Raw genomic sequence first — 26,277 nt, forward strand, 5'->3', positions numbered from 1 at the left:
CCACTTGGCAAAATCACCTCGAAATTCCAGCCAAATTGTTGAATTTTTCGTCGTCGCGCCGCAGAGCGCAGCCATAATATTTGCATTTATGGTAATCCATAAACAAAAAATATAGCAGCAACAAGGCCTATTGACGCTAAAAATAGTCATCAAATTAAGTGACTACTAAGGCTCTATTTTCATAATTTTTAAATAATTTATCGCTAGGATCAGCGGTGAATAATTGCTCAAAAGAGCCCCATCTGCTATTAATAACCGGCCTCAATGGGCTGCAGCGATGTTTGCACCACAAAGATCCATGGCTGCACCAAATTAGAGCAAAAGATGACAAAATTCGGCTGCAACAAACACGTTGAAGCCCTATTTGCAAGGGATGACAAATTTGGCACGCTTTTAGCATTAAGCAAAACCAGTTTATTTTGTCTATTTACACAAGCCATCATTTTTGATGACACCGGAGGTTATAAAGCATGTCCGCAGAAAGCGTTTTAGCTCTAATCAAAGAGCATGATGTTAAATTCGTTGATTTACGTTTCACTGATACACGTGGTAAAGAGCAACACATCTCTATCCCGTCTCATCAAGTAAACGAAGACTTCTTCACTGAAGGTAAGATGTTCGACGGCTCTTCAATCGCAGGTTGGAAAGGCATTGAAAAATCAGACATGGTAATGATGCCTGACACATCAACTGCTGTAATCGACCCTTTCACTGATGAAACAACGCTAAACATCCGTTGTGACATTCTAGAACCTGATACAATGCAAGGTTACGACCGTGACCCTCGCTCTATCGCTCGTCGCGCTGAAGACTTCATGCGTAGCGAAGGCATTGCTGACCAAGTATTCATCGGTCCAGAGCCAGAATTCTTCCTATTTGACGACGTTCGTTTCGGCAACAACATGGGTAACGTTTTCTACCACGTTGACGACAAAGAAGCAGCTTGGAACACAGGTAAAGAATACGAAGACGGTAACACAGGTCACCGTCCAGGCGTTAAAGGTGGTTACTTCCCAGTAGCTCCAGTTGACTCTTCACACGACATTCGCTCTGCAATGTGTCTAGTAATGGAAGAGATGGGCCTAGTAGTAGAAGCGCATCACCACGAAGTTGCTACTGCGGGTCAAAACGAAATTGCTTGTCGTTTTAACACGCTTGTACCAAAAGCTGACGAAATCCAAATCTACAAGTATGTTGTTCATAACGTAGCGCACGCTTACGGTAAAACAGCCACTTTCATGCCTAAGCCACTAGTAGGCGACAACGGTAGCGGTATGCACGTTCACCAGTCTCTACAAAAAGACGGTAAGAACTTGTTTGCTGGTGATTTGTACGGCGGTCTATCTGAAACTGCACTTTACTACATCGGTGGTATCATCAAGCACGCTCGCGCACTAAACGCTTTCACTAACGCTTCTACTAACTCGTACAAGCGTCTAGTACCTGGCTTTGAAGCGCCTGTAATGCTAGCTTACTCAGCTCGTAACCGTAGTGCTTCTATCCGTATCCCAGTGGTACCATCTCCAAAAGCACGTCGTATCGAAGTTCGCTTCCCTGACCCATCAGCTAACCCATACCTAGCGTTCTCTGCGCTACTAATGGCTGGTCTTGACGGTATCAAGAACAAGATCCACCCTGGCGATGCAATGGACAAAGATCTATACGACCTACCAGCTGAAGAAGCAAAAGCAATCCCACAAGTTGCTTACTCACTAAAAGACGCACTAGAAGCTCTAGATGCTGACCGTGAGTTCTTAACTGCTGGCGGCGTATACTCTGATGACTTCATCGACGCTTACATCGCGCTTAAAGGTGCAGAGCACGAAGAAGTTAACATGGCGGTTCACCCACTAGAATACCTAAAATACTACTCTGTTTAATTGTCAGAGCTGTATTTGGTAAACGCCAAGTAATATGCATAAAAACCCGCTTTTAGCGGGTTTTTTTATGCCTACTCAACTATTTTTATGTATTAGTCACATTTGTATCAACTGGCCGCTTGCCATCTTTTAGTGCATCAGACAAACTGTATTGCCAGTAGAAAGGATGCGGTCATGAAATACTTATTTTTGTTGCTTGGATTTTACGCGCTTAGCCTTAGCGCGACTCAAACAGATACGGTTTATCGCTGGGTCGATAAAAACGGCACTGTGCATTTCTCAGATAAAAAAGTAGCAGGGGCGGAGAAAATCAGTATCCAGGTCTCACCCAGCCATAAGGTTCCAGCCGCACCGGTAGCGACGTCCAATAAGTCAAAACCAGTGGCAGAGAAATCAAACACTAAATATACAGCGAGTATCACATCACCGGTTCATGACAGCACCCTTTACGACAACAACGGTACAATTAGCGTTAATGTTGAGGTCAAGCCAGCTCTTGAAGATGGCCAAACTTTACAGTTGCTTGTCGACGGTACGCCGGTGGGGGAAAAGCACCAAAGCCCAACATTACTGGTTACCAACATAGATCGCGGTAGTCACAACCTGCAAGTTCAACTTATTGATAAAAACGGCAAGATAATTGCATCATCTGAAATTATAACCGTACATTTACGCCGAGCATCAGTTAGATAGATCTCGCTCACCTTTTCACCGCTATTTTCTGGTGCTGAGCGATAGTTGATTTAGGCTAATGCACCAAAATGATGCAATGAAAATATAGGTGATCACTTGCAACCATATCCTCATGCCGAGTCTGTTCTAGAGCATCTGGTTTCTGCTGTTTTTTTACTCGATGAAACCTTAAAAATCAGTTATGCCAATCCCGCAGCGGAACAGTTATTGGCACAGAGCGTAAAGCGGCTAACGGGTCTGCGCTTTGATCAGTTACTGGAACATACCTCGTTAAATTTTGCCCTGATCCAAAAAACCTTGCATTCGGGTCATGGTTTTACCGATAACGAAGTCACCTTAGTGATTGATGGGCAAGCGGTGTTAGTAGAGCTTACCGCGACGCCTTTTTTTCAAGCAGGCTTAGTGTATGCCTTGGTTGAGATGCGCCAAATTGATCAACAGAAAAAAATCAGCCAAGAAATTTACCAGCATGCCCAGCAGCAAGCAGCCAAAGAGCTGGTTCGCGGCCTCGCCCATGAGATTAAGAATCCCCTTGGCGGCTTACGTGGTGCCGCACAATTACTCGAAAAGCAGCTGCCATCACCTGATTTAAAAGAGTTTACCGAAATCATTATTGAACAGGCCGATCGTTTACGTAACTTAGTCGATCGCCTATTAGGGCCGCAGCGCCCGGGTCGGCAAGAGATCCACAATATTCATAGTGTGTTAGAAAAAGTACGTAAACTGGTTGAGCTCACCAAGGGTGACAATATCAAGATCAAGGTAGATTACGATCCCAGTATTCCTGATTTTGAAATGCAGCAAGAGCAAATGCAGCAAGCCTTTTTGAACATCATTCAAAATGCGATTCAAGCCCTTGCTGAAACCGAAAATGCCGAAATTAAAATCATCACGCGCACGGTTTTTCAGGTCACCATACATGGTCAACGCTTTCGTTTAGCTGCCGAAATTCGCATTATCGACAATGGTCCGGGTATTCCAAATGAGCTAAAGGACACGCTGTTTTATCCTATGGTGACAGGGCGAGAAGGCGGCACTGGGCTCGGCTTGTCAATTGCACAAAATCTAATTAATCAACATAAAGGCCGAATCGAATGTAACAGTTGGCCAACTCACACCGAGTTTGTAATTCAATTACCACTGAGGAAGTAACTACATGGCTAATAAAGTCTGGATTGTCGATGACGATAGTTCCATTCGCTGGGTGCTAGAAAAAGCCCTTGCTCCTTCAGGCATTAAAACCCAAAGCTTTGCTGATGGTGAATTGATGTGGCAACAATTGGCGCTAGAGCAACCCGACGTGATCATTTCCGATATCCGCATGCCAGGCATTGATGGCATTGCCTTAATGCAACAAGTGCAGCAAGATTTCCCCGATATCCCAGTGGTGATCATGACCGCCCATTCTGATCTGGATAGTGCGGTCAATGCCTACCAAGCGGGTGCTTTTGAATATTTGCCAAAACCTTTTGATATTGATGAATCGGTCGCTTTAGTCGAACGAGCCCTGATCCACGCCAAAGAAACCAAGGCCAGCAAGGCACCGGTTTTACCTAGCTCGCCGGCACCGGAAATCATAGGTGAAGCGCCAGCCATGCAAGAAGTGTTTCGCGCCATTGGTCGCCTATCACGCTCGAGTATCAGTGTGCTAATCAATGGTCAATCCGGTACGGGTAAAGAGCTAGTGGCTCATGCGCTGCACAAGCACAGCCCACGTAAAGAAAACCCCTTTATCGCGTTAAACATGGCGGCGATCCCGAAAGATTTGATTGAATCCGAATTATTTGGCCATGAGAAAGGGGCGTTTACCGGCGCGAATGCGGTGCGTCAAGGCCGGTTTGAACAAGCCAACGGCGGCACCTTATTCCTTGATGAAATTGGCGATATGCCCCTTGATATCCAAACTCGCTTGCTGCGGGTACTCGCCGACGGCCAATTTTATCGTGTCGGTGGGCACGCCTCGGTCAAGGTTGATGTGCGCATTATCGCTGCTACCCATCAAAACCTTGAGCAAAAGGTAGCGGCTGGAGATTTTCGTGAAGATCTTTTCCATCGTTTGAACGTTATTCGCATTCATATCCCTTCACTCAACGAGCGTCGTGAAGACATCGTCAAGTTGGCCAATCACTTCTTAGTGTTGGCAGCAAAAGAGCTTGCGGTAGAAACGAAGAGCTTACATCCAAAGGTGCAAGAGTATTTGACCCAGCTAAACTGGCCCGGCAACGTGAGACAATTGGAGAACGTGTGTCGCTGGTTAACCGTGATGGCCAGCGGCCAAGAGGTGCTGCTGAGCGATCTACCACCTGAGCTACTGCAAACACCCAGCCATCATGAGGCTGCGCCAGCAAGTCAGCAGACTTGGCAGCAGCAATTGCAGGCTTGGACAGAGCAGCAATTGACTGCAGGGCAAGTGGATATACTAGCCAATACGGTTCCCGAAGTTGAGCGCATTATGTTAACCGCTGCGTTAGCGCACACTCATGGTCACAAACAAGAAGCGGCTCGCTTGCTCGGCTGGGGCCGAAATACCCTCACCCGCAAACTTAAAGAGTTAGAGCTCAATGTTTAGGATTAATTCGTTGAAGCCTCGCTAATCTCAGCGGCTGCAGCGTTATCCAGAACTGCGTCGGTATCTGATGGCTGCTCGATCTGCTGCGACTCATTGAGGGACTCATTGAGGGACTCGTTGAGCGGTTGATTAAGTGGCTCAATTGAAGGACTAATCGTGGCTTCAACTGGAGCATCCGTAACCAGTTGACCAGCTTGATTAGCATCACTGATATTATCGCCTTCACTGAGTACCACAACGGCTGGAGAGTCTACTTTCACCTCTAGTTTAGGCGCGGGGCTGGTGACAGGGTCTAATTCCAAACTAAGACTAAGTTCATTAATGCGCGCATCGGCTGTCGCAATTTGTTGGTCTAAGCGTGCTATCTCAGATTTTGCATCGGCGAGCGCCATTATCAACTGGGCTTTATCGGCAGTTTCGGTATCGACACTGGCTTTAAGCGCTTCATTTTCCGCCATTAAGGTATCAAATTGCTGTTTAAGCACGAGCAATTGTTGCTCGGGAACGACTTGCTCTAATTGCGTGTTAGCGGCCGCCAATTGCTCGGTCAGGTTAGCCAATTCCTCATTCATAGTGGTAATTTGGGCTTGAGCTTGAACCAACTCCGCCTGTTGATTATTCAGGCTAGCCACTTTCTGCTGCCATGCTTGTTGCTTTTGCTGCCACTCATTTTGTTGCTGAAGGGTCTTTTGTTGAAGCTGCTCTAAGCTCGATTTAAGCTGGCTAAACTCTTGTTGGCGCTGCTCAAAATCATATATAGCGGTGTTAAGTTGTCGTTGTAGGTCACTTTGCTGGGTTAAACTGCGCTTTTCAACCTGCCGAGCAGCCTGTGCTTGCTGTGTAGCCGATTCAGCCATCTCAATTGCATCTGAATATAAATAAAAGCCGATAGCAGCCAAGATCAGACTAATGGCTGTGGTGGGCCATGCCAGTGATGAAAATGCAGATGATTGACTCATGTAACACCCTTTGTCTATTGCTGTCATAGTTATTGCTATATCAAGGGCCTGTTGATCTTTTGTGCTGGTTTTTGCAGCGATTTGTTGGGCATTTATACAAGACAGAGCCTTTGTGGCATAGTGAACTACGCGAAAAGGCACTAACGCAGTAGAAATGACCAACAAACGCTGTCCTACGGATTCGGCTAAAAGCGTTTTGCCCGTCGTTGAGCAGTATTTACTTAGAATACTAAGCTACACACTGCTCGCCTTGCTCAAAACGCTTTTATCTCGAACAAAAATTAACCACCAAAGATCAACAGGCCCTAGCTAATAGCTTAGCAAGTTACGCCCATGCCACAACTTATGTATCAGTCTACACATTAAATAGATAAGGCAATGGGATCTTGACCAACAATATTTGCACCTAACTCCTACCTTAGACTGATTTTGCATAAACACTGGCATAAATCGCACTTTGGTTTATTTGCATGCCATATACAAACTGTTGCTTATTATTTATTGATGATATGGTAGTGATGTTTCTATTTATCGTCGGCTCGACTTAATCAAGAGAGCAAATGATAGATTTGTCCAGCGACATCCCAGTTGGTTTGGCAGGCTTAGCGGCCTGCCTTTTTTTGCTGACCATAATCCGGCTCGATATGGGAATGCTGATCCCCATGAGTGTGCTATGTACTTGCTCTTGTTTTAATTCTAAACCCGATGCTTTTTATCACTTGTTCGCGCTGCGATAGATTAAGCGCATCAAGTAAGCATTGCGCCGCCTCTTTGCCCACTTCCGCATAAGGTATATCGACTGTGGTTAGGCTGGGTTGCAAGGTATTGCACAAGTTTGGATCATCAAATGTGGCGACAGCGAGTTGTTCTGGTAGCTTAATGCCACGTTTATTTGCTTCTAAAATTAAACCCGCCGCCAATTCACTGTGACTGCAGATCACCGCATCCAAATCAGGCCAACGCTCTAAGGTTGAAATCAAGCAATCAGCCCCAACCGAAAAGCTGGCTTGTGGTAAGCCAAGCACTAATCGATGGCTGGCTAAGTTATGGTCTAGCATGGCTTTTTGCCAACCAGCCAAACGCATGGCAAAACGACCAAAGTTAGTATATGCGCCAATAAAACCAATTTGACGATAACCTTTCATATACAGAAATTTGGTTAGCTGATAAGCAGAAGCATGGTGATCCACGCCTACATTTATATGAATGGGAGCGTGGGTTAAGGCCGAAATTTCGACCACAGGTAGATTTATATTCTTAATATATTTAAGGGCTTGTGGAGTATGTGGCGTGCCCGGCAAGATCAGCGCAGCAGGAGAATGCTGCAACAAGGCCCGAACCTGTTTTTCTTCTTCCATTGAATCATAATTGGAAGCGGTAAAAATCAGCTGATAACCTGCAGGCTCAAGTACCGATTTCAACGCCAACATCATTTCATTGGTGGCAAATTCGGTTAATGAGGGAAGTATCACCGCAATAATATCTGAGCTTGAAGAGGCGAGCGCCCCTGCGGCTTTATTGGGCAGATAACCTAATTGAGCCACCGCTGCATCAATTCGCGAACGCAATCCTTCAGAGACAAGCTCAGGGGTGCGCAGCGCGCGTGATACTGTCATCGAGCCTACACCCGCTAATTTAGCCACATCAGCCAATGTCACTCGACCACTGTTTTTCCGTTTCCTGCCTTGGCTCATGTCACCTCCCTATGCTTTAACCCGATATTACCATCGGCAGGCGATAACGTGATAGGACTATGGCCTGCAACGGCTCACACTTAGCAATTTGCTGCCAGTGAGAGCCCAAACAAAGCGAACGCAGCATCAGAAAATCAACTACCAAATTGCGAATAATCGATACGGTGTAAGGCCTTATTGTGCATGTCTTTAAACATCTGGGGCGATATTTTGGCGTACTCTCGCCAAGGTGTAAGCTCTTCTTGGCTAAAGGATTTGGCGGCGCGCAACTGCTCAAAAATGGAAAATCGTAAGCCCGAAAACAAGGCCTTACCTAAGGTGCTTCTAACGTCATAGTTCAGATCGTCCACCTCCTCTTGTAAGGCAGTGATCAACTGTGGTGCACCTTCTTGAAAACCTTGTTTTGCCAACGATAGGCCGATTTCCAGCGCGCGCTCTTGGAGAAATTTTTCCAAAATTCGCGGATCTGCTTCCACATCGAATAATAGATCATGAAATTTTTTGTCCCCTTTCTGTCTGGCTTCATTTAAGCAATCCACCATGGTTTCATCAAAGGAGCGTAAAAATTGATGCAAACAGGACATGTGACCTAAAAACAACAAGCCACCTAACATCATCCCCTCGGCGGGGCGCTTATAGCCTTGTTGTTCAAGTAGATATGATGTGGCCAAACCTGTAGTGAGTATATGTCGCCATAATTTTTTACCCAGCCCAGGGATCACCGCATTGTGCATCTTGATACGGTATTTAAACACCATGGCGGGCACTATTTGCTTGAGGATTTCAACGCCAAGCAGTCCCACCGCCGCTTGCGCATCCTTTACTGCCCGCGGCTTACGGCCAAGCAGCTCCATAAAACTATCACTGCCAACCAAATACAGCAGTCGCCTTTTTACTTCTGGGTTTTGCTCTAACATGGCGCCAATGGCAGATAAGCGAGGAAACGGCAGGGTTAAGCTGAGCAATAATTCTGTTGTCGAGGGGGGCATCCTTAACAGATGTGTCATCACGCGATCAGGCTCAGAGAGTTGCGCCAACATGTCGTTAATATGCCGCTTGTTAAAATAACTGGCCGCAACTTGCAACGCCTTGGCTCGCTGGCGCTTTGCCGCTTCTTCTTTTTCTACTCGCGCTTTTTCAACATCGAGCAGAATGCGCTTACTCCAACCCGACTCTTTTACTTCTTTATCTTCTTGCTGCTCTAATAATTCAAGCTCCAGTCCATCATCAAAATCTTCGTCGCCCAGCACATAATTTTTGCCTACCAAAAAATGATCGAATCTGGCGTGGATCCGCTGTGTTAAAGATTGACCATTTGATTTTTGAACAACACTCATAAACGAAGATTAAACCTCAAGAAAGATGAAACTTAAGAATAGAACAGAAAATAGGCGAGCAAAATGACATTAACTAACCTCACCATCTGCAATCATTGCCTAACTTAGGCCTACTGCAATACGTGCAGGCAAGTTAAGTATATGAATTTAATTTTTTCACGCCAAGTTTTCCGTTTTTTGTCGCTTTAAAATAGGCGAAAAGGAAAAAATGAAAATTATTTTGTCGAGAGTGAATAATATTCATACCAAATTTGTACTTTTTTTCATCGAACAGACATAAAAAATTAAAAAAGTTAGTATATTTTTCAACCAATTAAGCTAACTCAATGTTTTTAAATGATAATTTATTTTTTGCGGGGTGTTGACAAAGACGGGCGAAATCCTAATAATGTGCGCCATCGGAGACACGGCGACGCTTACAACGCCTTCTAGCTAAAAGCTCACAGCAATAGCTTCCGAACAGAGAAATCTGATACAGATAAACCAAAGTAAGCAACAGTCGGTGATTAGCGCAGCCTGGTAGCGCATCTGGTTTGGGACCAGAGGGTCGGGAGTTCGAATCTCTCATCACCGACCACTATTCCTCCTTAGCTCAGCTGGTAGAGCGACGGACTGTTAATCCGCAGGTCGCTGGTTCAATCCCAGCAGGAGGAGCCAAATTCGGAATGCCTGATATAGAGATCAGGATTCAGATTGTAATGCGGAAGTGGTGAAATTGGTAGACACGCTAGATTTAGGTTCTAGTGCCGCAAGGTGTGAGAGTTCAAGTCTCTCCTTCCGCACCATTACAATTAGAGTTTCCGGAGGGGTGGCAGAGTGGCCGAATGCACCGGTCTTGAAAACCGGCGAGGGTTAATAGCTCTCCGAGAGTTCAAATCTCTCCTCCTCCGCCATATTCAGAGTTAGCACTCTATAAATAGCTAGGTAATAAAGTAAGTTTCGGGTTCGGCTCCGATACAAGCTCTAACTACCGAGAGAGAAAACTCTTAAAAACGTGACAACAGGGATATCGCCAAGCGGTAAGGCACCGGGTTTTGATCTCGGCATTCTGAGGTTCAAATCCTCATATCCCTGCCACATTCCACTAACAAGACATGCTTGTTGGTAACAAATCTTGGGGGGGTTCCCGAGTGGCCAAAGGGAGCAGATTGTAAATCTGCCGCGAAAGCTTCGATGGTTCGAATCCGTCCCCCCCCACCATATTTCCCGAATACCGGTGAGGTGGCCGAGTGGCCGAAGGCGCTCCCCTGCTAAGGGAGTATGGGGTTTGTAGCCCCATCGAGGGTTCAAATCCCTCCTTCACCGCCATATTCTTTCAGCTTTATAATCTTGTTTTAAATCATCAAACTCCTTTTTATCTTCGTTTCCATCTCGTTGCATTCAAAAAAATTCTAGCCTTATGGACGTCTAAAGTGATAGATTTACTGCTTATCTATTCATTACTCACGCATAACATGTTTGCGCTTGGGTAATAGTCTCGTTTCGATAATGTAAGGAAGTAGAAACGCCATGAAAAAAGTAGGTCTAGTTGGTTGGCGCGGTATGGTTGGCTCAGTCCTCATGCAACGCATGTCTGAAGAGAAAGATTTTGATTTAATTGAATCGACTTTCTTCACCACCTCACAGGTTGGTTTACCTTCTCCAGATATTGGCAAGACCAGCACCACTCTGCAAGATGCTTTTTCTATTGAAGCTCTAGCAGAAATGGATGTGATCTTAACCTGTCAAGGCGGTGACTACACCAAAGAAGTGTACCCTAAACTACGCGCTAGCGGCTGGGATGGTTACTGGATTGATGCTGCATCTGCACTACGCATGGAAGAAGATAGCATCATTGTACTCGACCCAGTAAACAGTGACGTGATTCAACAAGGTCTTGCAAATGGTATCAAGACCTATGTCGGCGGTAACTGTACTGTTTCACTCATGTTGATGGCGCTAGGTGGTCTATTTGAAAAAGGCCTAGTTGAGTGGGCAACACCACACACTTACCAAGCAGCATCGGGTGCAGGTGCGCGTAACATGCGTGAACTAATTAGCCAAATGGGCGTGATTAAAGACAGCGTTGCAGCTGAACTTGCCGATCCAGCGTCAGCTATCTTAGATATCGACCGTAAAGTTGCAGAAACTATCCGTAGCGATGATTTCCCAACCGAGCAGTTTGGTGCACCACTAGCTGGCAGCTTGATCCCTTGGATCGACGTACCGCTACCTTCAGGTCAAAGTAAAGAAGAGTGGAAAGCACAAGTTGAAGCAAACAAAATCCTTGGTCGCAGCGATAACCAAATTCCAGTTGATGGTATTTGTGTGCGTATCGGCGCGATGCGTTGTCACTCTCAAGCGATCACGCTAAAACTAACCAAAGACATCCCAGTTGCTGAGATTGAAGAAATCCTAGCGAGCCACAACGATTGGGTTAAGGTTATTCCAAATGATCGCGCTATCAGTGCACAAGAATTAACCCCAGCTAAAGTAACAGGTACATTAAGTGTACCGGTTGGCCGTATTCGTAAACTGACTATGGGTCCTGAATACATCAGTGCCTTTACAGTTGGCGACCAACTACTTTGGGGTGCAGCAGAGCCGCTTCGCCGCATGCTTCGCATTCTACTTGCAGCTTAATGAAAACGAATAAAGGGCTTTAATAGCCCTTTATTTTTAGCCTTAATGGGTCGGACAATGACTTTCTAAATGTCGATGTGAGTCCGACATCTCTCCACCAAATCGCCTGTCTAGTTGTCGCCTTGTTTCACCAGAAGGATCTGCGGCAATAATGTGTAGCATTATCTCTGTTGCTTTTTGTAAGTTACCGCCCTGTATTTCTCGAACATAATCATCAACCAGCTTCATAATTAGCTCCCGCTTTGCCATGCCCTATCTCGATTTATCATCGATTCATCGTCGATTTATCAGCAAGGACTGACACATTACATAATTCTGCCTAACGAACAGATAAACTCTCTCTTTCTCAATCACAGTGTGCTTGTTGATGATGAAGCGACCATTTCCAGCCCCTGTAAATCGCTTACATTGCCAACTTCATCCAGCCGATTTATCAACTGCCAACATCACAAAAAATAGCTTACTTTGATAGTTATTTGTTAATTCGAGCCGTGAATTATTAATCACCTTGGCGCAATAGCAACCAACTAATTGTTTAAATTGTTATTTGATATATATAAGCAATAGCTTTTATTTATACGAAATATTTCTATCACTTGAAAATAAGCGAACAGATACGAAAAATAATTGTGCAAAGAATGATTATCTAGGCAAAGAAACGACGCTTAATTAACACAACGACTGAAAGTAACAGCAGAATGATGGCAAGATGAGTGGGATCCATCATGTACTTGTAGATCGCTTGGAGCCAATGAATCGACCAGCCCAGCGTTCCCTCGCCTTGCACTTCGAGCCTAGCGCGATCCCAACGAAAGTCATCCTTTGGTTTAGATACGAGCGCCTGATCGAACACGAGACTTTGGTTTAAACCTTGTTGCGCACCTAAACTGACAAATTCGGTAAAATTATTTTTAAAGTCTAAGTACTGCGATTTCACTAAAGGAGCATTGGCTCCCAGCAATTGATTAATTAGAGCAAGCTCTGACGTTGTCTCTTGCCCTAAGTGTTGGCCATAGCTAGATGCTAAATTTAAATTAGTCGCGGTGGGTAAAGGTGAAAAATTGTCTAATTGAGCAGTACCATATGGCGATTTGCTTTGGGCTGCAGTGCCATTCATTAGAGCAGGAATATCTAAGTTAAGATAAGGCGCAAAAAGCCTAGTCTGTAACGAATAGTCTTGCTCGATAATGTCAGCATTTAGCCCGCAACTCAACAGGCTGATGAGTAGCGCAGTGATCACTTTTTTCACACTCACCTCTTTCCTTAAAGCCCAGTTTAAGTCTAGTTGCTACATTGCTTTAGCGCGATCCCTTTACATCGGAGCAGTTAAACGCCACTATACTGGCAGACAAAGGAGGCAAGATGATTATCTTCAAGTGCCACGGCCCTGCCAACGAATTCGCTGAAATCAAGATCCAGGCACTCCATTCAACTCAAGTTGGAGCGGTGAGCTTTAACGCCAATGATGACCAATTCGCAATTAGCTTACTGACCCATTGCCGCTGTGATGCGGGAGGCTATTTTAACTTGTTAGCAGGCACCAAGCCTTTGTATGTCGAACAATGGCTAGATTACCTGCAAGAGCAAGGTGTGATCCATCATTATCAACAACAAGCCATTCCCTTTGAGCCAGAAGCATATGCGGAACGGCTTAAGTTAAACGATGAACAAACCGATCATCTACTTAGTTTACTTTATCAAGTGGGTGGTTTTAATAAATTGCAGGTATCACGCTTCTTGAAGCAGCGTCGAAATCTGTCATCCATGTCTACTCGCTATTCCAAGGAAGACTTGGCACGCTATTTAAAACTGGGTGAAGCGATTAATTTCATTCTGCAGCTGAAGAAAAGCACACCACCCAATTAAGCCAATTCGAAATGTGCCACTAATGCATCTTGTACCTGTTGCCTCACATTCGCAATCTGGTCCTCACTGTAAGATGAGTTGGCTGATGCGCCCCATACCACACCCGGCCAAGTTGGATCATCTTGATAACGTGCCACTAAATGTATATGCATCTGCTTGACCACGTTACCAATGGCCGCCACATTAAGCTTAGTTGGTTGATAAAGCTCATCAATAAACGCACTGATAAGGTTAATTTGCGCCAATAAACTCTGCTGCAACTCAGGCTCAAGTTGATACAACTCGGTATGAGCCGTTTTCGGGACTAATATAAACCAAGGATAATCGGCATTTTTCGACAGTAATAAGATACTGATGTCGGATTCGCCCAAGTAATAACAATCCTGGGCTAGTCGTTGATCGAGTTTAAACTCAGACATGATTCCATCCTAAACACATAAACAAGATGTTCAGTTTACCCCAACTGAACCATCTTGAATCGGATTAAATACGTTAAGCTGCCTGATAACGGATAATTTCTTGGCTAATCTCAGGGTGTTGGTCACGATGGATTTGGAACAAATAGTCACGCAGCAAAGCGGACTCCATCGCCCTTTGATCTAACTGATACGCCACGGTATTACTATCGACAAAGCGACTGATTTTGCCCTTTAGCGCGATTTCAGTTCCATCGGGCAACAATAAACTATGTTGCTCAAGCTGTAACGGCACATGCTGGTCAGGCTGGGTAATACTTAATGACAAACCAGACACAGAAAGATCAATAACCTGAAAGGGTAATGACTCTCCCTTGGGAGATAATAAGGAAACACCTTGCGCTTCAGCACGCCAATAACGTAGCTGCTGACCCGCTTCATAGATCTCCGGAGTAGCAAAACGTAAATAAGGCAAGCCTAGATCGTTTAAGCTAATTTCCAATGGAAAAACGAAGTGATGCGTGCCGAATCGGGCGACGACTTGTAATGTATTTGCTGTCCCTAACTGTGTTAAAAAACCGCTTTGATCAGAAACCACTTCAAATCCTAAACTGTGGTTTTGCCGATTCGGCGACTTTTCAGACATTAGCTCCGCAAGAAAATCCATTTCTTCCGGGTTCAGGACAGCGTGAGATTTGTCCTGGTTCATTGCTTTGGCCCATTTTTCCCATCAAGTGGGAATTGTTGTTATATTTTCGTTGATATTTTAACCAAGTATAAAAAATGAGCAACAACGGAGAGGGACAAGTCCAAATTATTTATAAAAAATTGATTGATATTTACACATTTACTGCTACTGAGATGCGTCTAGGTCCATATTCACATTAAGTAGCTGGCAATAGAGACGGCTATGACAGGTAATAACACCATCATAATCGCACTCACACTGAGCCAAATACCTTGTTTGTTAACTAAGCTGACCGCTAGCGCTAATACAGCGCCAACCACACTGATGGCGACCGTCACTAAGCTACCCGAGCCATCATCACTCACTTGATAAAAAAACAAACTGACAACAAGACCAAGTAGTAACAAACAAGGAGGAAGGTAATTCTTTAACATATATGCCTTATCATAATTGACTGCTCGCCACTGAGCGGCGCTACACTTAGCACCGCTTAGCCCGTAGCCAATTACTCTTCTGGATCCATTTCCACATCAACCACATAATCACCTTCTAGCCAGTTACGGCCAATGAGCAGCTTATATGACATTTTTTTACGATCGCTTAAGTTCACCAATACTTTTTTGCTCTCACCTCGCCAACCTAAGCCTAGCTCCACCTGATATCGGCGTTCCTTGGCGATGGCATTTCTGATGATCACTACGTCGACGATCTTCGCTTGCAGGGTACGAAACTCTTTCTTTTCATTCATGGTGGTAAAGGTCACTGTTTTACCAATGTTCTTTCTCATCTCGCCGGCATCATCATCCACTTTGATATCAAAAGCGTGAATAGAGGTCGTATGAGCACCAGTATCAATCCGCGTCAGAAACTTAAGGTTATCTAATTCGGCGACTTTAATGTATTCAACAGGCCCCACCGAGCGCTTTTCTGCAACACTCGAAAAGCTGAAAAAAAGGCTTGATAAACAAAAGAGTAATACAATTTTTTGCAAAATTTTTCCCCTGCATTAAGTAATAGAAGCGAGATAGAAATTAGGCACTCGATTTGCAAATATCAACGTAGGCCTGAACGGTGCGTTCATACCCTTGCTGAAGTGATTCAACAACTAAGGCGTGACCTATCGACACTTCTTTAATATCTGGAATGGTTAAAAATAAGTCCAAGTTTTCCAAGCTTAGGTCATGACCCGCATTGACTTCTAGCCCTAAGTCTTGTGCTGCTTTAGCAGCTTGAGCATATTGAGCCAACACCGTATCTTGTTGCTCGGTGGCAAAAGCGTGAGCATAAGCCTCGGTGTAAAGTTCGATTCTGTCAGCACCGGTTGCCTTTGCCAAAGCCATATCTTGCGCCACTGGATCCATAAAGATGCTGGTGCGGATCCCTGCCGCCTTTAAGCGCTCAACCACGCCTTTTACCAACTCAAAATCTTGGTGCAAATTCCAACCATGGTCTGAGGTGATTTGGTTTGGATCATCCGGCACTAAGGTACATTGATGAGGCTTCGCATCCAACACCACTTGTAAGAACTCTTCACACGGGTAACCTTCAATATTGAGCTCGGCACCTGGGTATTGCGCTGCCACTTGTTTTAGCTCGTAAACATCACTGTATCGAGCATGACGCTGATCCGGCCTAGGATGCAAGGTAAGGCCATTAATACCTAAGGCTAAACCTTGGCGAGCAAACTCGGCAACGCTAGGGTAATCTCGTCCACGAGAATTACGAAGAAGGGCGATTTTGTTGAAGTTAATGCTAAAAAAGGTGCTCATGCAATTCATCTTACCAAGCCAATAATATAAGCCTAAACGATAACATAGCTGATGCTTAAAGGCAGGTATTGCAGGCATAAAAAAACCCGGCAAGCCGGGTTTTTTCATTTTTCCGTTCGGATTATTTAATCACATGAACAGAAGAAGTGTTGGTGGTACCAGAATCAACTAGTGCACCAGAAACCATTACTACGTTGTCACCCGCTTTCGCTAGGTCTAGATCTTTAGCGATCTTCATACCTTGCTCGTAGAAATCTTCAGTGTTGTTGATTTTTTCAACTACAACTGGAGTAACACCTTTGCTTAGACATAGCTGTTGAGCTGTCTTAGCGTTAGTAGTGATAGCTAGGATTGGCGCTTTAGGGAAGAATTTACGTACAGAACGTGCAGACTTACCGCCTTCAGTAGCAACGATGATTAGACGAGAATCTAATTGCTCAGCTGTCTTAACCGCACCACGACAAACCGCTTGAGTAATGCTCTTAGCATCAGCATTGTCTGATTCAGCTTTAGAAGGCATACGCTCATCAGTGCTGTTACAGATAGTAGCCATGATTTGTACCGCTTCAGCTGGGTATTTACCCTTAGCACTTTCACCAGAAAGCATTACTGCATCAGTACCGTCTAGGATAGCGTTCGCTACGTCACCCGCTTCTGCGCGTGTTGGACGTGGGTTTTTGATCATAGAGTCAAGCATTTGCGTAGCTGTGATAACAGGCTTACGTGCTGCGTTACATTTCTCAATCATCATTTTTTGCGCGAAGATTACTTCGTCAACGGCGATTTCAACACCTAGGTCACCACGTGCAACCATGATACCGTCAGAGGCTTCTAGGATAGCGTCGAAGTTATCAACACCTTCTTGGTTCTCAATTTTAGAGATGATTTGGATGTTTTCGCCACCGTTCGCAGCTAATAGCTCACGAATTTCTTGTACGTCTTCAACCTTACGGATGAAAGAAGCAGCGATGAAATCAACACCTTGTTGACAACCGAATACTAAGTCAGCTTTATCTTTTTCAGATAGAGCAGGAAGCTTAACGCTTACACCAGGAAGGTTAACACCTTTGTTTTCGCCTAGTTCACCGTTGTTTTGCACTTCACATTTCACTTCAGTGTCAGTGATAGCAACCACTTTAAGTGCGATTAGACCGTCATCAAGTAGTACCGTGTTACCAACGCTTAGGTCTTTAGTTAGACCAGGGTAAGTTACCGCTACAACTTTGTTGTTACCTACAACGCTTGCGTCAGTTGTTAGAGAGAACTCTTGACCAGCTACTAGTGCAACGTCGTTACCGCCTTCTAGCTTGATAGTACGGATTTCTGGGCCTTTAGTATCTAATAAGATAGCGACTTTCTTACCAGTTAATTCAGAAACTTCGCGGATAGTATTGATACGACCACCGTGCTCGTCGAAGTCACCGTGAGAGAAGTTAAGTCTCATCACGTTCATGCCGTTAGCAACTAGCTTAGTTAGCATCTCTTTAGATTCTGATTTAGGACCGATAGTACAAACAATCTTAGTTTTTCTCACTTTTCTCTCTCCGACAGACGCAGCGCGCCATTGTATATACAAAACTTGGATTCATGCACACCTCTCACAAGGAATGCGGCGATAAATTTTAGAAGTTGAATTGTACTCGATATTTGTTGTGAAATTACAACTTCAGGTCAATAAATTTGGCGAAAATGGCGAAATTGACGTAATTAATAAACCTAACCACTCGCGCTGATGACAGTTTAGTCAGCTTTAGCTTATTTCTCACCCTAGGCCACTGAATCGGATCATATCATGTCGCCTAAAACCTTGCGCTAGCACCAAAAAGCCTCGCTTTTTTGATGATTTATTGAAATCCCCTTCAAACTCACTAGCGTGACAGAATTTGGCACTATTTGGGCTTGATGAGGCCAGTGAAATCGATTTTAGCAATGAAATTTTACAACCAAACTGAAAGGCTCAGTTACGTTAAGCTCTTTTCATCATCGCGGCCATAAGGTAGCATGCCTGCCCTTTTTCTCACAGGCAGGTTACTTATGTTTGCAGGTTTTGACTACGGCACATCTAACTGCGCGATTGGCGTAATACAACAAGATCAAGCTAAATTAATCCCACTACAGCAGCAAACGAGTTTACTTACCTCAACCTTGTATGCGCCCGAGAGAGAAATCATCTTACCTTGGTTAGCCAACGCCCTGCCGCAATCAGAATTAAAAACGCAGTGGCTTAAGCAACGTGGCCCAGCCATGCTCGCAGCAAAGCGAGTGCAGCAAGAGTTAAAGCTAGATGGCATCGATACCGAATTGCACTTTGGTGACGCGGCATTGGCAAAATATTTAGAAGAGCCGGAAGAAGGGTATTACATTAAATCACCCAAATCCTTCTTAGGGGCCAGCGGCCTCAACCAAATTCAGCTCGCGCTATTTGAAGACATAGTCACCGCCATGTTTTGCCACATTAAACAAAGCGCAGAACAGCATTTAGATGACACCCTTGAGCAGGTGGTCATTGGCCGTCCGGTTAACTTTCAAGGTCTAAAAGGCGAGCAAAGCAACCAACAAGCACTGCAAATTTTGACCCAAGCAGGAAAAAAAGCGGGCTTTAAAGCCATTGAATTTCAATATGAGCCCATTGCCGCCGGTTTTGCCTTTGAAGCCACCTTAAGCCAAGCGCAAAAAGTATTGGTCGTTGATATCGGTGGGGGCACCACTGATATCTCATTAATGCAGATGAGCCCAAGCTATCAAACATCAACCGAACGCCACCAGCATATTCTTGGCCACACAGGTGAACGCATTGGCGGTAACGATTTTGATATCCATTTTGCCCTGCGTGGCTTAATGCCGTTATTTGGCTTGGATTCCGAGCTGGTCACAGGCAAGCCGATGCCAGCTAAAGCCTTGTTTGACGCCGTAGCCATCAACGATGTCGGCAGCCAAACTCGGTTTTACAGCCGCGACAATCAGTTAATGCTAAAAGAGTTGATTAAAGATAGCTGCGCACCAGAACAACTTAAGCGTTTAATGCATCTGCAACAGCACAAGCAAAGCTATCAATTGGTCAATACCGCCGAACAAGCTAAAAAGCAGCTCTCAGAACAAAACCAATGTTTTGCTGATTTAGCTTATGTTGAAGCTGGATTAGGGTGCGAATTAGCCCAAGCCACCTTAGGCCAAGCCAGTTTGCCATTATTAGTTAAGATTAAGCACCTCATTGATGAAACCTTGCGCCAAGCACAAACCCAGCCCGATGTCATTTTTGTGACGGGGGGAAGTGCTAAATCTCCTGTCATTACCGATTTTTTACGACAAAACTACCCTAACAGCCCAATACGAGCCGGTGATCACTTTGCCAGTGTCGCAACCGGCTTAACCCGCTGGTCACAACTGTGCTTTGGCTAACAGACCCACATCAAGTGACTCAACACCCGAAAGTTGATCGGGTTGTTGAGTTGCAAACTAGCACTATCGAATCAAAGGGGTTAAGATAACTGTATATATAACCAGTTAAGTACTTGCTGTGAAATTATACATCGCCGAAAAACCTAGCTTAGCCCGCGCCATCGCCAGTGCATTACCCAAGCCCCAAACCAAAGCCGATGGCATGATCACCTTGGCCAACGGTGACTGTATCTCATGGTGCATAGGGCATTTATTAGAACAAGCAGAGCCCGACCATTATGATCCACAATATCAAAAATGGCGTCTTGAGCACTTACCCATAAGCCCCGAAAAATGGCTACTTAACCCGAAAAAAAACACCAAGAAACAGTTAAGTATTCTAAAGAAACTTATAAAGCAAGCCGACACTATAGTGCATGCTGGCGATCCCGACCGCGAAGGCCAGTTGCTGGTCGATGAGGTGATTAACTATGCCGGCGTCAGCCAGCAAAAAAAGCAGCGAGTGCAGCGCTGCCTGATCAATGATTTAAACCCGAGTGCGGTCAAACAAGCCTTAGCCAAATTACGCAGTAACCAAGACTTTGTTGCCCTTTCAACGTCAGCTTTAGCCCGTAGTCGCGCCGATTGGCTATATGGTATGAACATGACCCGCGCCTATACCATACAAGGTCAAAAGTCTGGCTATCAGGGCGTGCTCTCGGTGGGCAGAGTGCAAACCCCGCTATTAGGTTTAGTGGTTAAACGCGACCAAGAGATAGAGCATTTTGTTAGCCGCCCCTTTTATGAAGTCCTCGCACATATTCGCACCGATTGCGATGCCCAGTTCAGCGCCAAATGGTTACCCAGTGAAGCATGCCAGCCCTATCAAGATGAAGAAGGCCGCGTGCTGGTCAAAAAGCTAGCCGAAAAAGTAGTCGAAAAAATCCACCAGCAGCCCGCGCTGGTATTAGCCAACGATAAACAAACCAAAAAGCAAACCGCGCCGCTGCCCTTTAGTTTATCCAGTTTACAAATCGAAGCCGCGAAGCGCTTTGCCATGAGCGCCAGTCAGGTCTTGGCGAGCTGTCAAAAACTCTATGAAGAATACAAACTCATCACCTACCCACGTTCAGACTGCCGCTATTTACCTAAAGATCATCACCAACAAGCCAGCGCCATAGGCCAAGCTCTGAGTCAAAATTTACCTGACTGGCAATCACAGCTAGACCAAGCCAACTGGCAACAGCGTAATCGCTGTTGGAATGACAGCAAGGTGAGCGCGCACCATGCCATTATCCCGACCATGAAAACCTACGATGCCAGCAAACTAGGAAAAGCCGAGCGCCAGCTCTATGAACTGATCAGTTTGCAATATTTGGCGCAGTTTTATCCTGATTATCGCTATCAAGAACAAACCATTTTACTAGAGATCCAAGGCGGGCAATTTCGCACTAAACAAAAGAGCACCCTAGCGTTAGGTTGGAAGTCGTTATTGCATAAGAACAATCAAACCGAGCCCGCAGCCCTACCCGATGTGGCCGTGGGAGCCTCGTTGTTTTGCCAACATGGCGAGCTTATCGAAAAGCAAACCCAGCCCCCTGAGTATTTTACTGATGCGACCTTATTGGCCGCCATGACAGGGATCGCTCGCTTTGTTGTCGACAAAGAATTAAAAAAAGTGCTCAAAGAAACCGATGGTTTGGGCACCGAAGCAACCCGAGCCAGTATTATTGAGTTGTTGTTTAAACGCGGCTTTCTCACGCGTCACGGCAAGCAAATTAGATCAACAGCGGTTGGCAAAGCGCTCATTAGCTGTTTACCTCACAGTGCCACCAGCCCAGATATGACGGCACACTGGGAATCACAATTAGAGAGCATGAGCCAAAAACAAGTAAGCTATCATCAGTTTATGGGCCAGCTGCAGACACAACTGCAAGCATTAATCGCACAAGCCGTGCAAATGCCGAGCTCGGCACTGGCGGAGTTAAAAAACCTGAGCCCAAGTAAACCAGCATGGCGACGCAAAAAACGAAAAGCAACGCCAAAATCACGTGCGCCAGCTAAGCTTAAAGCGTCTTAAGTTGACTCAAGGAATACCACAGTGGCGGATTTACCTCTCCTCGCAGAAGGGAAGCTAATCAATGGCGAATACCTCAGTGCATCAGCGCTAGATGATGGCTGGATCCAATTGCAAACTCATACTAAGCAGATCATATTGCGAGTTCAACCTGCAAGCTTATCGCTCAGCCATCAAAACGATGACAATTTACTCAGGGTTCATATTGGCAGTACTGAGGTCAGTTTTGCTCTCACCGCTGAAGCCGTCGCCGAGTTTAGTGCTCTGCTGGTCGTGACTTAGTAGAAATGATCAGAAACGATGGATAAAAGAAGGCCCGATACAAATAATATGTATCGGGCCATAGTCACTTCATCTTTCCTTAATGAACCAAGTGCTCCCTGCGCTCCCTGACTTATGCCTTCCTAGGCTTCCTTTACTCTTTCCTTGAGCTTTCCCTATGTCGTCCTGACTAACAAATCATCCTGATTTGTCCTACTCTCCGTCCTGGAGGTGTCCCTAACAACGGCCCTGTTGTGTTCCTTTTTACTATCCTTAGCGGGTCAATCATCCTCTATTAACCCAAACACACCATCCTAGTGTGCTCGTGGCGACATCCTTAAGCCACTGCGGCATTCCATTGCGCCTTATCATCCTAATAAGGTCCGCTTACATCGTCCTGATGTTCCTTGCTTGCCCTACATGATTAACTATACGCGCATCTATCTAGGAAAATGCCTACTTGGCTATGAATATGCCTTAATAAAAATATTCTATAATCCATATAGTTTTTATTTTTCATAAGCTTAATCGACATTATTCCATTTTTCTTCGCCATTAAAGCGTTAAAACCAAAGCGAAAAAGGGAAAACAATCACAACACTCATGGCGAATATCTTACAAACTAGCATTGCTCCCTTATCGCTAACTTAAAAAGTACAAAATTTGTAGCATCTGGATCCATGGTATAAGCTTAAGTTGCCTTGTTTATTAGGTTATTAACTTAATCAAGTTAACTTTGCGCTGTTAGCTGTGGTATTGAACTTCGTCTTACCTTAACCCGCTTGGTTTGCTTAAACACAGGCCTTGATAGCTCCCAGCCTAGCTGGTTATGTATTGTGTTACCTAGCAATAAACTAGTAACAAATGTTAAGTAAGAGAGAAATATGTCAGATTTAGTTGAAGGTACCGTTAAGTGGTTCAATGACGAAAAAGGCTTTGGTTTTATTGAACGTGAAGGTGGTAAAGATGTTTTTGTCCACTTCAGTGCAATTAATGCAGGTGGTCGCAAGACACTAACAGAAGGCCAGAAAGTAACGATGGAAGTGGTACAAGGCCAAAAAGGACCACAAGCAGAAAACGTTACCTTGTTATAAAAAATCAGCCTAAGCTGAGACCATCTAAAGCCTCAGCTTAGTCTTTCCCCTACCTAACCCATCAATTTCAGCATAGCCAAACGAGTCTGCGTTAATTCAAGATTGCGTTGCCATCACGAAAGGCTCGCATCCAAGCCCGCTTTGAGTATAATTCGGCGCCAACTTTGGTCGTAACTTCGCAGTAAACACAATGAACCCTTTGAGCATACTGTTCTCCACGTTAGCCTGTTTGGCAATTGTGGCTAGCTTTCAAATCGCCGCACAAAGCCCGATGAAGCAAGAAATCACCCAACTGTTATTAGAGTTTGATAAAAATCAGTGCCAGATAACTCAGCAACAGCAGCGCCTTTCGGGACTAGACAGTAAGAAATTGTTTAAAAAACAATTTAAGACCTACAAGCAAGATATTCATAACACAGCTGATTTTATTCGCTTAGCCGTGGCTCGCTACCATCAGGATGATAACCCGATCTATTTAACCTGTGCCAAACAAGAATTAGTACCCAGTGAAACTTGGTTCAATGAGCAACTTGTTCGCCATCGCTTGACTAAAGCCGATAAAGGCAAGATGTTTTAATCGTCATCACCCAGTAAATAAGGCCCTAACTCTTGCTCTAATTGGGCCTTAAGCACACCTACCGTCACTTTCACCCCTGCTTGCTCAAGAATTGCAATCCCCTTACCTTGATTGCGAAAATGAGGATCTATCAGGCCTACATACACCTGCTCAACACCGCGCTCTACCATCGTCTTAGCACAAGAAGGGGTGCGACCGACAAACGAGCAAGGCTCCAAGGTGACAAAAAAACTAACCCCTGAGAGATCATCTAATTGGGCTAATACCATCGCCTCAGCATGCATATTACCCGGCGGCTGAGTGTGACCTTTTGCGATAATGACGCCATCTTTAACAGCGACACAACCAACCGGAGGATTAGGACGACAAGCGGGTAAGGCCAGACGACCTTGTGCCATGGCTTGCGCCATAAAAAAGTCTATTTGTTCAGATGTCATTAGCAATCCACTTTAAAATGTCAGGGTAAATAAATTGATAATTCAGTTGCTTAATCAGTTTCTGACTAGAGACACTGCGTTGCGCCTGACTATCCTCATCACTAAATATTGGCGCTGGCAGCCCAAGCTGTTGCGCAGCTAGGGTGTAAAGCTGCGATCTCGCTGGGCCATGTTCAGTACTGGCGTTATACACATCCGGTTGCCAGGGCTGAGCCAATAGACCTGCAATCATCGCAATACAGTCAGCTTGATGAATTAAGTTGGCCGGAGTTCGACCTGCAGTTAGCTGCTTACCCGCAAGAAAACGCCCAGGCGTTCTATTTTCATTCACTAACCCCGAAAAACGTATCACTAGGGTAGAAAAGCGAGCTTGTATATATTGCTCTGCCGTCACTAAAGCGGAGTTTGCTTTTAGTGGGCTTAGTTCAGTCAACAGATGATCCCCTTGAGCGTAAACACCTGTGGTACTAATAAACATCACCTTAGTAATAGCATGTGTCTCCAGCGATTCAGCAAGATGCTGAATTTGTTCGATATAACGATCACCTTCTTGAGTTTTACTGCGCGGGGGCAACATCACAATGGCAACGTCAGCCTGGTTTGCCCAGCCGGCGACATCACCGACCACACCTTGCTCATTGACTTCAATGCAGTAAGCTTGCAACCCTTGCTGCTTGAGCCGCTCAACCTGTTGTGGGTCACGGCGACAAACGCTAACTTGATATCCTTGCTGCTGCAATTTCATCGCCAAGGGCTCGCCCAGCCAGCCACAGCCAAAAATAGCAATTCTTTGTTGTTTCATCGGCTTCCTTATTCGTACCTAACTTGGGTATAGTGGATCCATCTCAATACATAGTACTCATGATCATGACACGAGCGAATGGTAAGCATATCTGTTTTTCTATCACCCATCACGGTTTTGGGCATGGTGCCATTAGCACCTCGGTGATTGCCGCTCTGCAAAAACTAGCTCCTGAACTCAAGATCAGTATATTATCGACCCTGCCGGACAGTTATTTTCGCTCTCGTTTAAGTCACGAATACACCCTGATCCCAATCGGATCCGATTTTGGTATGACAATGCACAGCGCCATCAGTGTCGATGTGCCAACCAGTGAACAACATTATTTACAGCTGTTAGCGACATGGACGGAAAAACAAGCGCAAGAGCAAGCCATTTTGGCCAAACTCAAGCCCGATTTAGTGATCGCAAATATTTCTCCCGTGACCTTAGCTGCCGCTGCCAAGCTGGGCATCCCCAGTATGAGTCTATGTCCCTTTAACTGGAGCCAAATACTACAAAGCTATAGCCAGCATCCGGTACTCGTTAATGAGCTACTGCCTTTAATGGATCGCGCTTATCAAAGCGTTAGTTTGGCACTTAAGCCCACGCCACATGTGCCCAATCATAAACAACCCAATGAGCAAGCCATTGGGCCTATCGCTCAAAAAGGGCAGCAAAGAACAACCGATTTGCGCCAAGCACTGGGGCTTGGACAAACCACTAAGATAGGATTAATCGCCCTCGGTGGGTTAACCGTGCCACTGGATTTATTACGCTGGCCGCAGCACCAAGACTGGTTTTGGCTGGTTGATCAAGCCATCCCCGCATCGCGCAATGACATGTGCCAATATACCGAGCCAAACATGGCCTTTCTTGATTTAGTCTATAGTGTTGATTTAGTGATCACTAAGCCCGGCTATGGTACCTATACCGAATTAGCCGCAGCGGGGACCAAGGCGATTACCTTAATGCGCCCAGATTGGCCGGAAACGCCCTACCTCAACACTTTTTTAGCCCAGTATGTCAGCTGTGCAGAAATAGACCCTGAGCAGCTCACTAGCCCAAGCTTTGCAACCCTCATTGAACAAGTTAGCCATCAACCTAACCCGCTAACAGCAAAAGCCGAAGACGGGGTGATGACGGCCTGCCAAATCATTTTGGCCAAGCTCAAATAGA

At 45.2% G+C, this 26,277-nt stretch carries 25 protein-coding genes and 7 tRNA genes; 19 read left to right on the forward strand and 13 right to left on the reverse strand.

What is annotated here, in order from left to right:
- Positions 1–470: 470 nt before the first annotated feature.
- The 4 genes from glnA (at position 471) to glnG (ending at position 5,142) form a co-directional block, all read left to right on the forward strand.
- Complete coding sequence (gene glnA / locus ACK8OT_RS17145; RefSeq protein ID WP_410197733.1) at positions 471–1,880, forward strand: glutamate--ammonia ligase; 1,410 nt, start codon at positions 471–473, stop codon at positions 1,878–1,880.
- 174 nt (positions 1,881–2,054) lie between these two features.
- Complete coding sequence (locus tag ACK8OT_RS17150; protein ID WP_410197734.1) at positions 2,055–2,573, forward strand: DUF4124 domain-containing protein; 519 nt, start codon at positions 2,055–2,057, stop codon at positions 2,571–2,573.
- A 96-nt stretch (positions 2,574–2,669) separates the two neighbouring features.
- Complete coding sequence (glnL, locus tag ACK8OT_RS17155; protein ID WP_410197735.1) at positions 2,670–3,725, forward strand: nitrogen regulation protein NR(II); 1,056 nt, start codon at positions 2,670–2,672, stop codon at positions 3,723–3,725.
- Between the two features lie 4 nt (positions 3,726–3,729).
- Positions 3,730–5,142, forward strand: a complete 1,413-nt coding sequence (glnG, locus tag ACK8OT_RS17160; RefSeq protein WP_410197736.1) for a nitrogen regulation protein NR(I) — start codon at positions 3,730–3,732, stop codon at positions 5,140–5,142.
- 2 nt (positions 5,143–5,144) lie between these two features.
- Here the strand turns inward: glnG and ACK8OT_RS17165 are convergent, their stop codons facing one another.
- The 3 genes from ACK8OT_RS17165 to ACK8OT_RS17175 form a co-directional block, all read right to left on the reverse strand.
- Positions 5,145–6,101 carry a hypothetical protein gene (locus tag ACK8OT_RS17165; protein ID WP_410197737.1) on the reverse strand — a complete coding sequence of 319 codons (957 nt, stop codon included), beginning with the start codon at positions 6,099–6,101 and terminating at the stop codon, positions 5,145–5,147.
- A 671-nt stretch (positions 6,102–6,772) separates the two neighbouring features.
- Entirely contained in the window at positions 6,773–7,795 is a 1,023-nt protein-coding gene (locus ACK8OT_RS17170) for a LacI family DNA-binding transcriptional regulator (RefSeq protein WP_410197738.1), read from the reverse strand.
- Between the two features lie 134 nt (positions 7,796–7,929).
- Positions 7,930–9,132: an HDOD domain-containing protein gene (locus ACK8OT_RS17175; RefSeq protein ID WP_410197739.1), complete on the reverse strand. Its 1,203-nt coding sequence runs from the start codon at positions 9,130–9,132 to the stop codon at positions 7,930–7,932.
- A 500-nt stretch (positions 9,133–9,632) separates the two neighbouring features.
- Here ACK8OT_RS17175 and ACK8OT_RS17180 point away from each other — a divergent pair.
- The 8 genes from ACK8OT_RS17180 (at position 9,633) to asd (ending at position 11,754) form a co-directional block, all read left to right on the forward strand.
- Positions 9,633–9,709: transfer RNA gene (locus ACK8OT_RS17180), tRNA-Pro, on the forward strand.
- 4 nt (positions 9,710–9,713) lie between these two features.
- Positions 9,714–9,789, forward strand: a tRNA-Asn gene (locus tag ACK8OT_RS17185).
- Between the two features lie 43 nt (positions 9,790–9,832).
- A tRNA-Leu gene (locus ACK8OT_RS17190) sits at positions 9,833–9,917 on the forward strand.
- A gap of 17 nt (positions 9,918–9,934) precedes the next feature.
- Positions 9,935–10,025 (forward strand) — tRNA-Ser (locus ACK8OT_RS17195).
- 109 nt (positions 10,026–10,134) lie between these two features.
- Positions 10,135–10,209 (forward strand) — tRNA-Gln (locus ACK8OT_RS17200).
- A 39-nt stretch (positions 10,210–10,248) separates the two neighbouring features.
- Positions 10,249–10,332, forward strand: a tRNA-Tyr gene (locus ACK8OT_RS17205).
- A 15-nt stretch (positions 10,333–10,347) separates the two neighbouring features.
- A tRNA-Ser gene (locus ACK8OT_RS17210) sits at positions 10,348–10,440 on the forward strand.
- Between the two features lie 201 nt (positions 10,441–10,641).
- Positions 10,642–11,754 carry an aspartate-semialdehyde dehydrogenase gene (asd, locus tag ACK8OT_RS17215; protein ID WP_410197740.1) on the forward strand — a complete coding sequence of 371 codons (1,113 nt, stop codon included), beginning with the start codon at positions 10,642–10,644 and terminating at the stop codon, positions 11,752–11,754.
- A 42-nt stretch (positions 11,755–11,796) separates the two neighbouring features.
- On the opposite strand, the gene ACK8OT_RS17220 is transcribed toward asd, so the two are convergent.
- Together ACK8OT_RS17220 and ACK8OT_RS17225 are read right to left on the reverse strand one after the other, a co-directional pair.
- Positions 11,797–11,982 (reverse strand): hypothetical protein, encoded by a 186-nt coding sequence (locus tag ACK8OT_RS17220; protein WP_410197741.1) that lies wholly within the window; start codon positions 11,980–11,982, stop codon positions 11,797–11,799.
- Positions 11,983–12,400: 418 nt separating this feature from the next.
- Complete coding sequence (locus tag ACK8OT_RS17225) at positions 12,401–13,009, reverse strand: hypothetical protein (protein ID WP_410197742.1); 609 nt, start codon at positions 13,007–13,009, stop codon at positions 12,401–12,403.
- Between the two features lie 107 nt (positions 13,010–13,116).
- On the opposite strand from ACK8OT_RS17225, the gene ACK8OT_RS17230 reads away from it, so the two are divergent.
- Positions 13,117–13,620, forward strand: a complete 504-nt coding sequence (locus tag ACK8OT_RS17230; protein WP_410197743.1) for a hypothetical protein — start codon at positions 13,117–13,119, stop codon at positions 13,618–13,620.
- Here ACK8OT_RS17230 and ACK8OT_RS17235 read toward each other — a convergent pair.
- The 6 genes from ACK8OT_RS17235 to pykF form a co-directional block, all read right to left on the reverse strand.
- The gene (locus tag ACK8OT_RS17235) at positions 13,617–14,039 is read right to left on the reverse strand and encodes an HIT domain-containing protein (RefSeq protein WP_410197744.1); all 423 of its coding nucleotides are present in this window, start codon (positions 14,037–14,039) and stop codon (positions 13,617–13,619) included. The two genes, ACK8OT_RS17230 and ACK8OT_RS17235, sit on opposite strands and share 4 nt — an antisense overlap.
- A gap of 73 nt (positions 14,040–14,112) precedes the next feature.
- Positions 14,113–14,745: a PilZ domain-containing protein gene (locus ACK8OT_RS17240; RefSeq protein ID WP_410197745.1), complete on the reverse strand. Its 633-nt coding sequence runs from the start codon at positions 14,743–14,745 to the stop codon at positions 14,113–14,115.
- A 170-nt stretch (positions 14,746–14,915) separates the two neighbouring features.
- Positions 14,916–15,158 carry a hypothetical protein gene (locus tag ACK8OT_RS17245; RefSeq protein WP_410197746.1) on the reverse strand — a complete coding sequence of 81 codons (243 nt, stop codon included), beginning with the start codon at positions 15,156–15,158 and terminating at the stop codon, positions 14,916–14,918.
- Positions 15,159–15,229: 71 nt separating this feature from the next.
- Positions 15,230–15,715 carry an ATP-dependent zinc protease family protein gene (locus tag ACK8OT_RS17250; protein WP_410197747.1) on the reverse strand — a complete coding sequence of 162 codons (486 nt, stop codon included), beginning with the start codon at positions 15,713–15,715 and terminating at the stop codon, positions 15,230–15,232.
- A 40-nt stretch (positions 15,716–15,755) separates the two neighbouring features.
- On the reverse strand, positions 15,756–16,493 hold the full coding sequence (locus ACK8OT_RS17255; RefSeq protein WP_410197748.1) for a pyridoxine 5'-phosphate synthase: 738 nt from the start codon (positions 16,491–16,493) through the stop codon (positions 15,756–15,758).
- A 121-nt stretch (positions 16,494–16,614) separates the two neighbouring features.
- Complete coding sequence (pykF, locus tag ACK8OT_RS17260; RefSeq protein WP_410197749.1) at positions 16,615–18,027, reverse strand: pyruvate kinase PykF; 1,413 nt, start codon at positions 18,025–18,027, stop codon at positions 16,615–16,617.
- 500 nt (positions 18,028–18,527) lie between these two features.
- Between pykF and yegD the strand changes: the two genes are divergently transcribed.
- The 5 genes from yegD to ACK8OT_RS17285 all read left to right on the forward strand — a co-directional run bounded on the left by yegD (position 18,528) and on the right by ACK8OT_RS17285 (position 23,880).
- Entirely contained in the window at positions 18,528–19,892 is a 1,365-nt protein-coding gene (gene yegD, locus ACK8OT_RS17265) for a molecular chaperone (protein ID WP_410197750.1), read from the forward strand.
- Between the two features lie 118 nt (positions 19,893–20,010).
- The gene (locus tag ACK8OT_RS17270) at positions 20,011–21,951 is read left to right on the forward strand and encodes a DNA topoisomerase III (RefSeq protein ID WP_410197751.1); all 1,941 of its coding nucleotides are present in this window, start codon (positions 20,011–20,013) and stop codon (positions 21,949–21,951) included.
- Positions 21,952–21,972: 21 nt separating this feature from the next.
- Complete coding sequence (locus ACK8OT_RS17275) at positions 21,973–22,230, forward strand: hypothetical protein (protein WP_410197752.1); 258 nt, start codon at positions 21,973–21,975, stop codon at positions 22,228–22,230.
- A gap of 863 nt (positions 22,231–23,093) precedes the next feature.
- The gene (locus ACK8OT_RS17280) at positions 23,094–23,303 is read left to right on the forward strand and encodes a cold-shock protein (protein WP_233072344.1); all 210 of its coding nucleotides are present in this window, start codon (positions 23,094–23,096) and stop codon (positions 23,301–23,303) included.
- A gap of 199 nt (positions 23,304–23,502) precedes the next feature.
- Positions 23,503–23,880, forward strand: a complete 378-nt coding sequence (locus ACK8OT_RS17285; protein ID WP_410197753.1) for a DUF5329 family protein — start codon at positions 23,503–23,505, stop codon at positions 23,878–23,880.
- Here the strand turns inward: ACK8OT_RS17285 and ACK8OT_RS17290 are convergent.
- Both ACK8OT_RS17290 and ACK8OT_RS17295 read right to left on the reverse strand, forming a co-directional pair.
- Positions 23,877–24,317, reverse strand: a complete 441-nt coding sequence (locus tag ACK8OT_RS17290) for a bifunctional diaminohydroxyphosphoribosylaminopyrimidine deaminase/5-amino-6-(5-phosphoribosylamino)uracil reductase RibD (protein WP_410197754.1) — start codon at positions 24,315–24,317, stop codon at positions 23,877–23,879. The two genes, ACK8OT_RS17285 and ACK8OT_RS17290, sit on opposite strands and share 4 nt — an antisense overlap.
- Positions 24,307–25,119, reverse strand: coding sequence for an NAD(P)-binding domain-containing protein (locus ACK8OT_RS17295; protein ID WP_410197755.1), 813 nt, complete (start codon positions 25,117–25,119; stop codon positions 24,307–24,309). The genes ACK8OT_RS17290 and ACK8OT_RS17295 overlap by 11 nt, the downstream gene beginning before the upstream one ends.
- A gap of 65 nt (positions 25,120–25,184) precedes the next feature.
- On the opposite strand from ACK8OT_RS17295, the gene ACK8OT_RS17300 reads away from it, so the two are divergent.
- Complete coding sequence (locus ACK8OT_RS17300) at positions 25,185–26,276, forward strand: glycosyltransferase family protein (RefSeq protein ID WP_410197756.1); 1,092 nt, start codon at positions 25,185–25,187, stop codon at positions 26,274–26,276.
- Position 26,277: the final 1 nt, after the last annotated feature.

This window comes from Motilimonas thetidivivens, from assembly GCF_046452435.1.
Classification (GTDB): Bacteria; Pseudomonadota; Gammaproteobacteria; order Enterobacterales; family CBDFNC01; genus Motilimonas.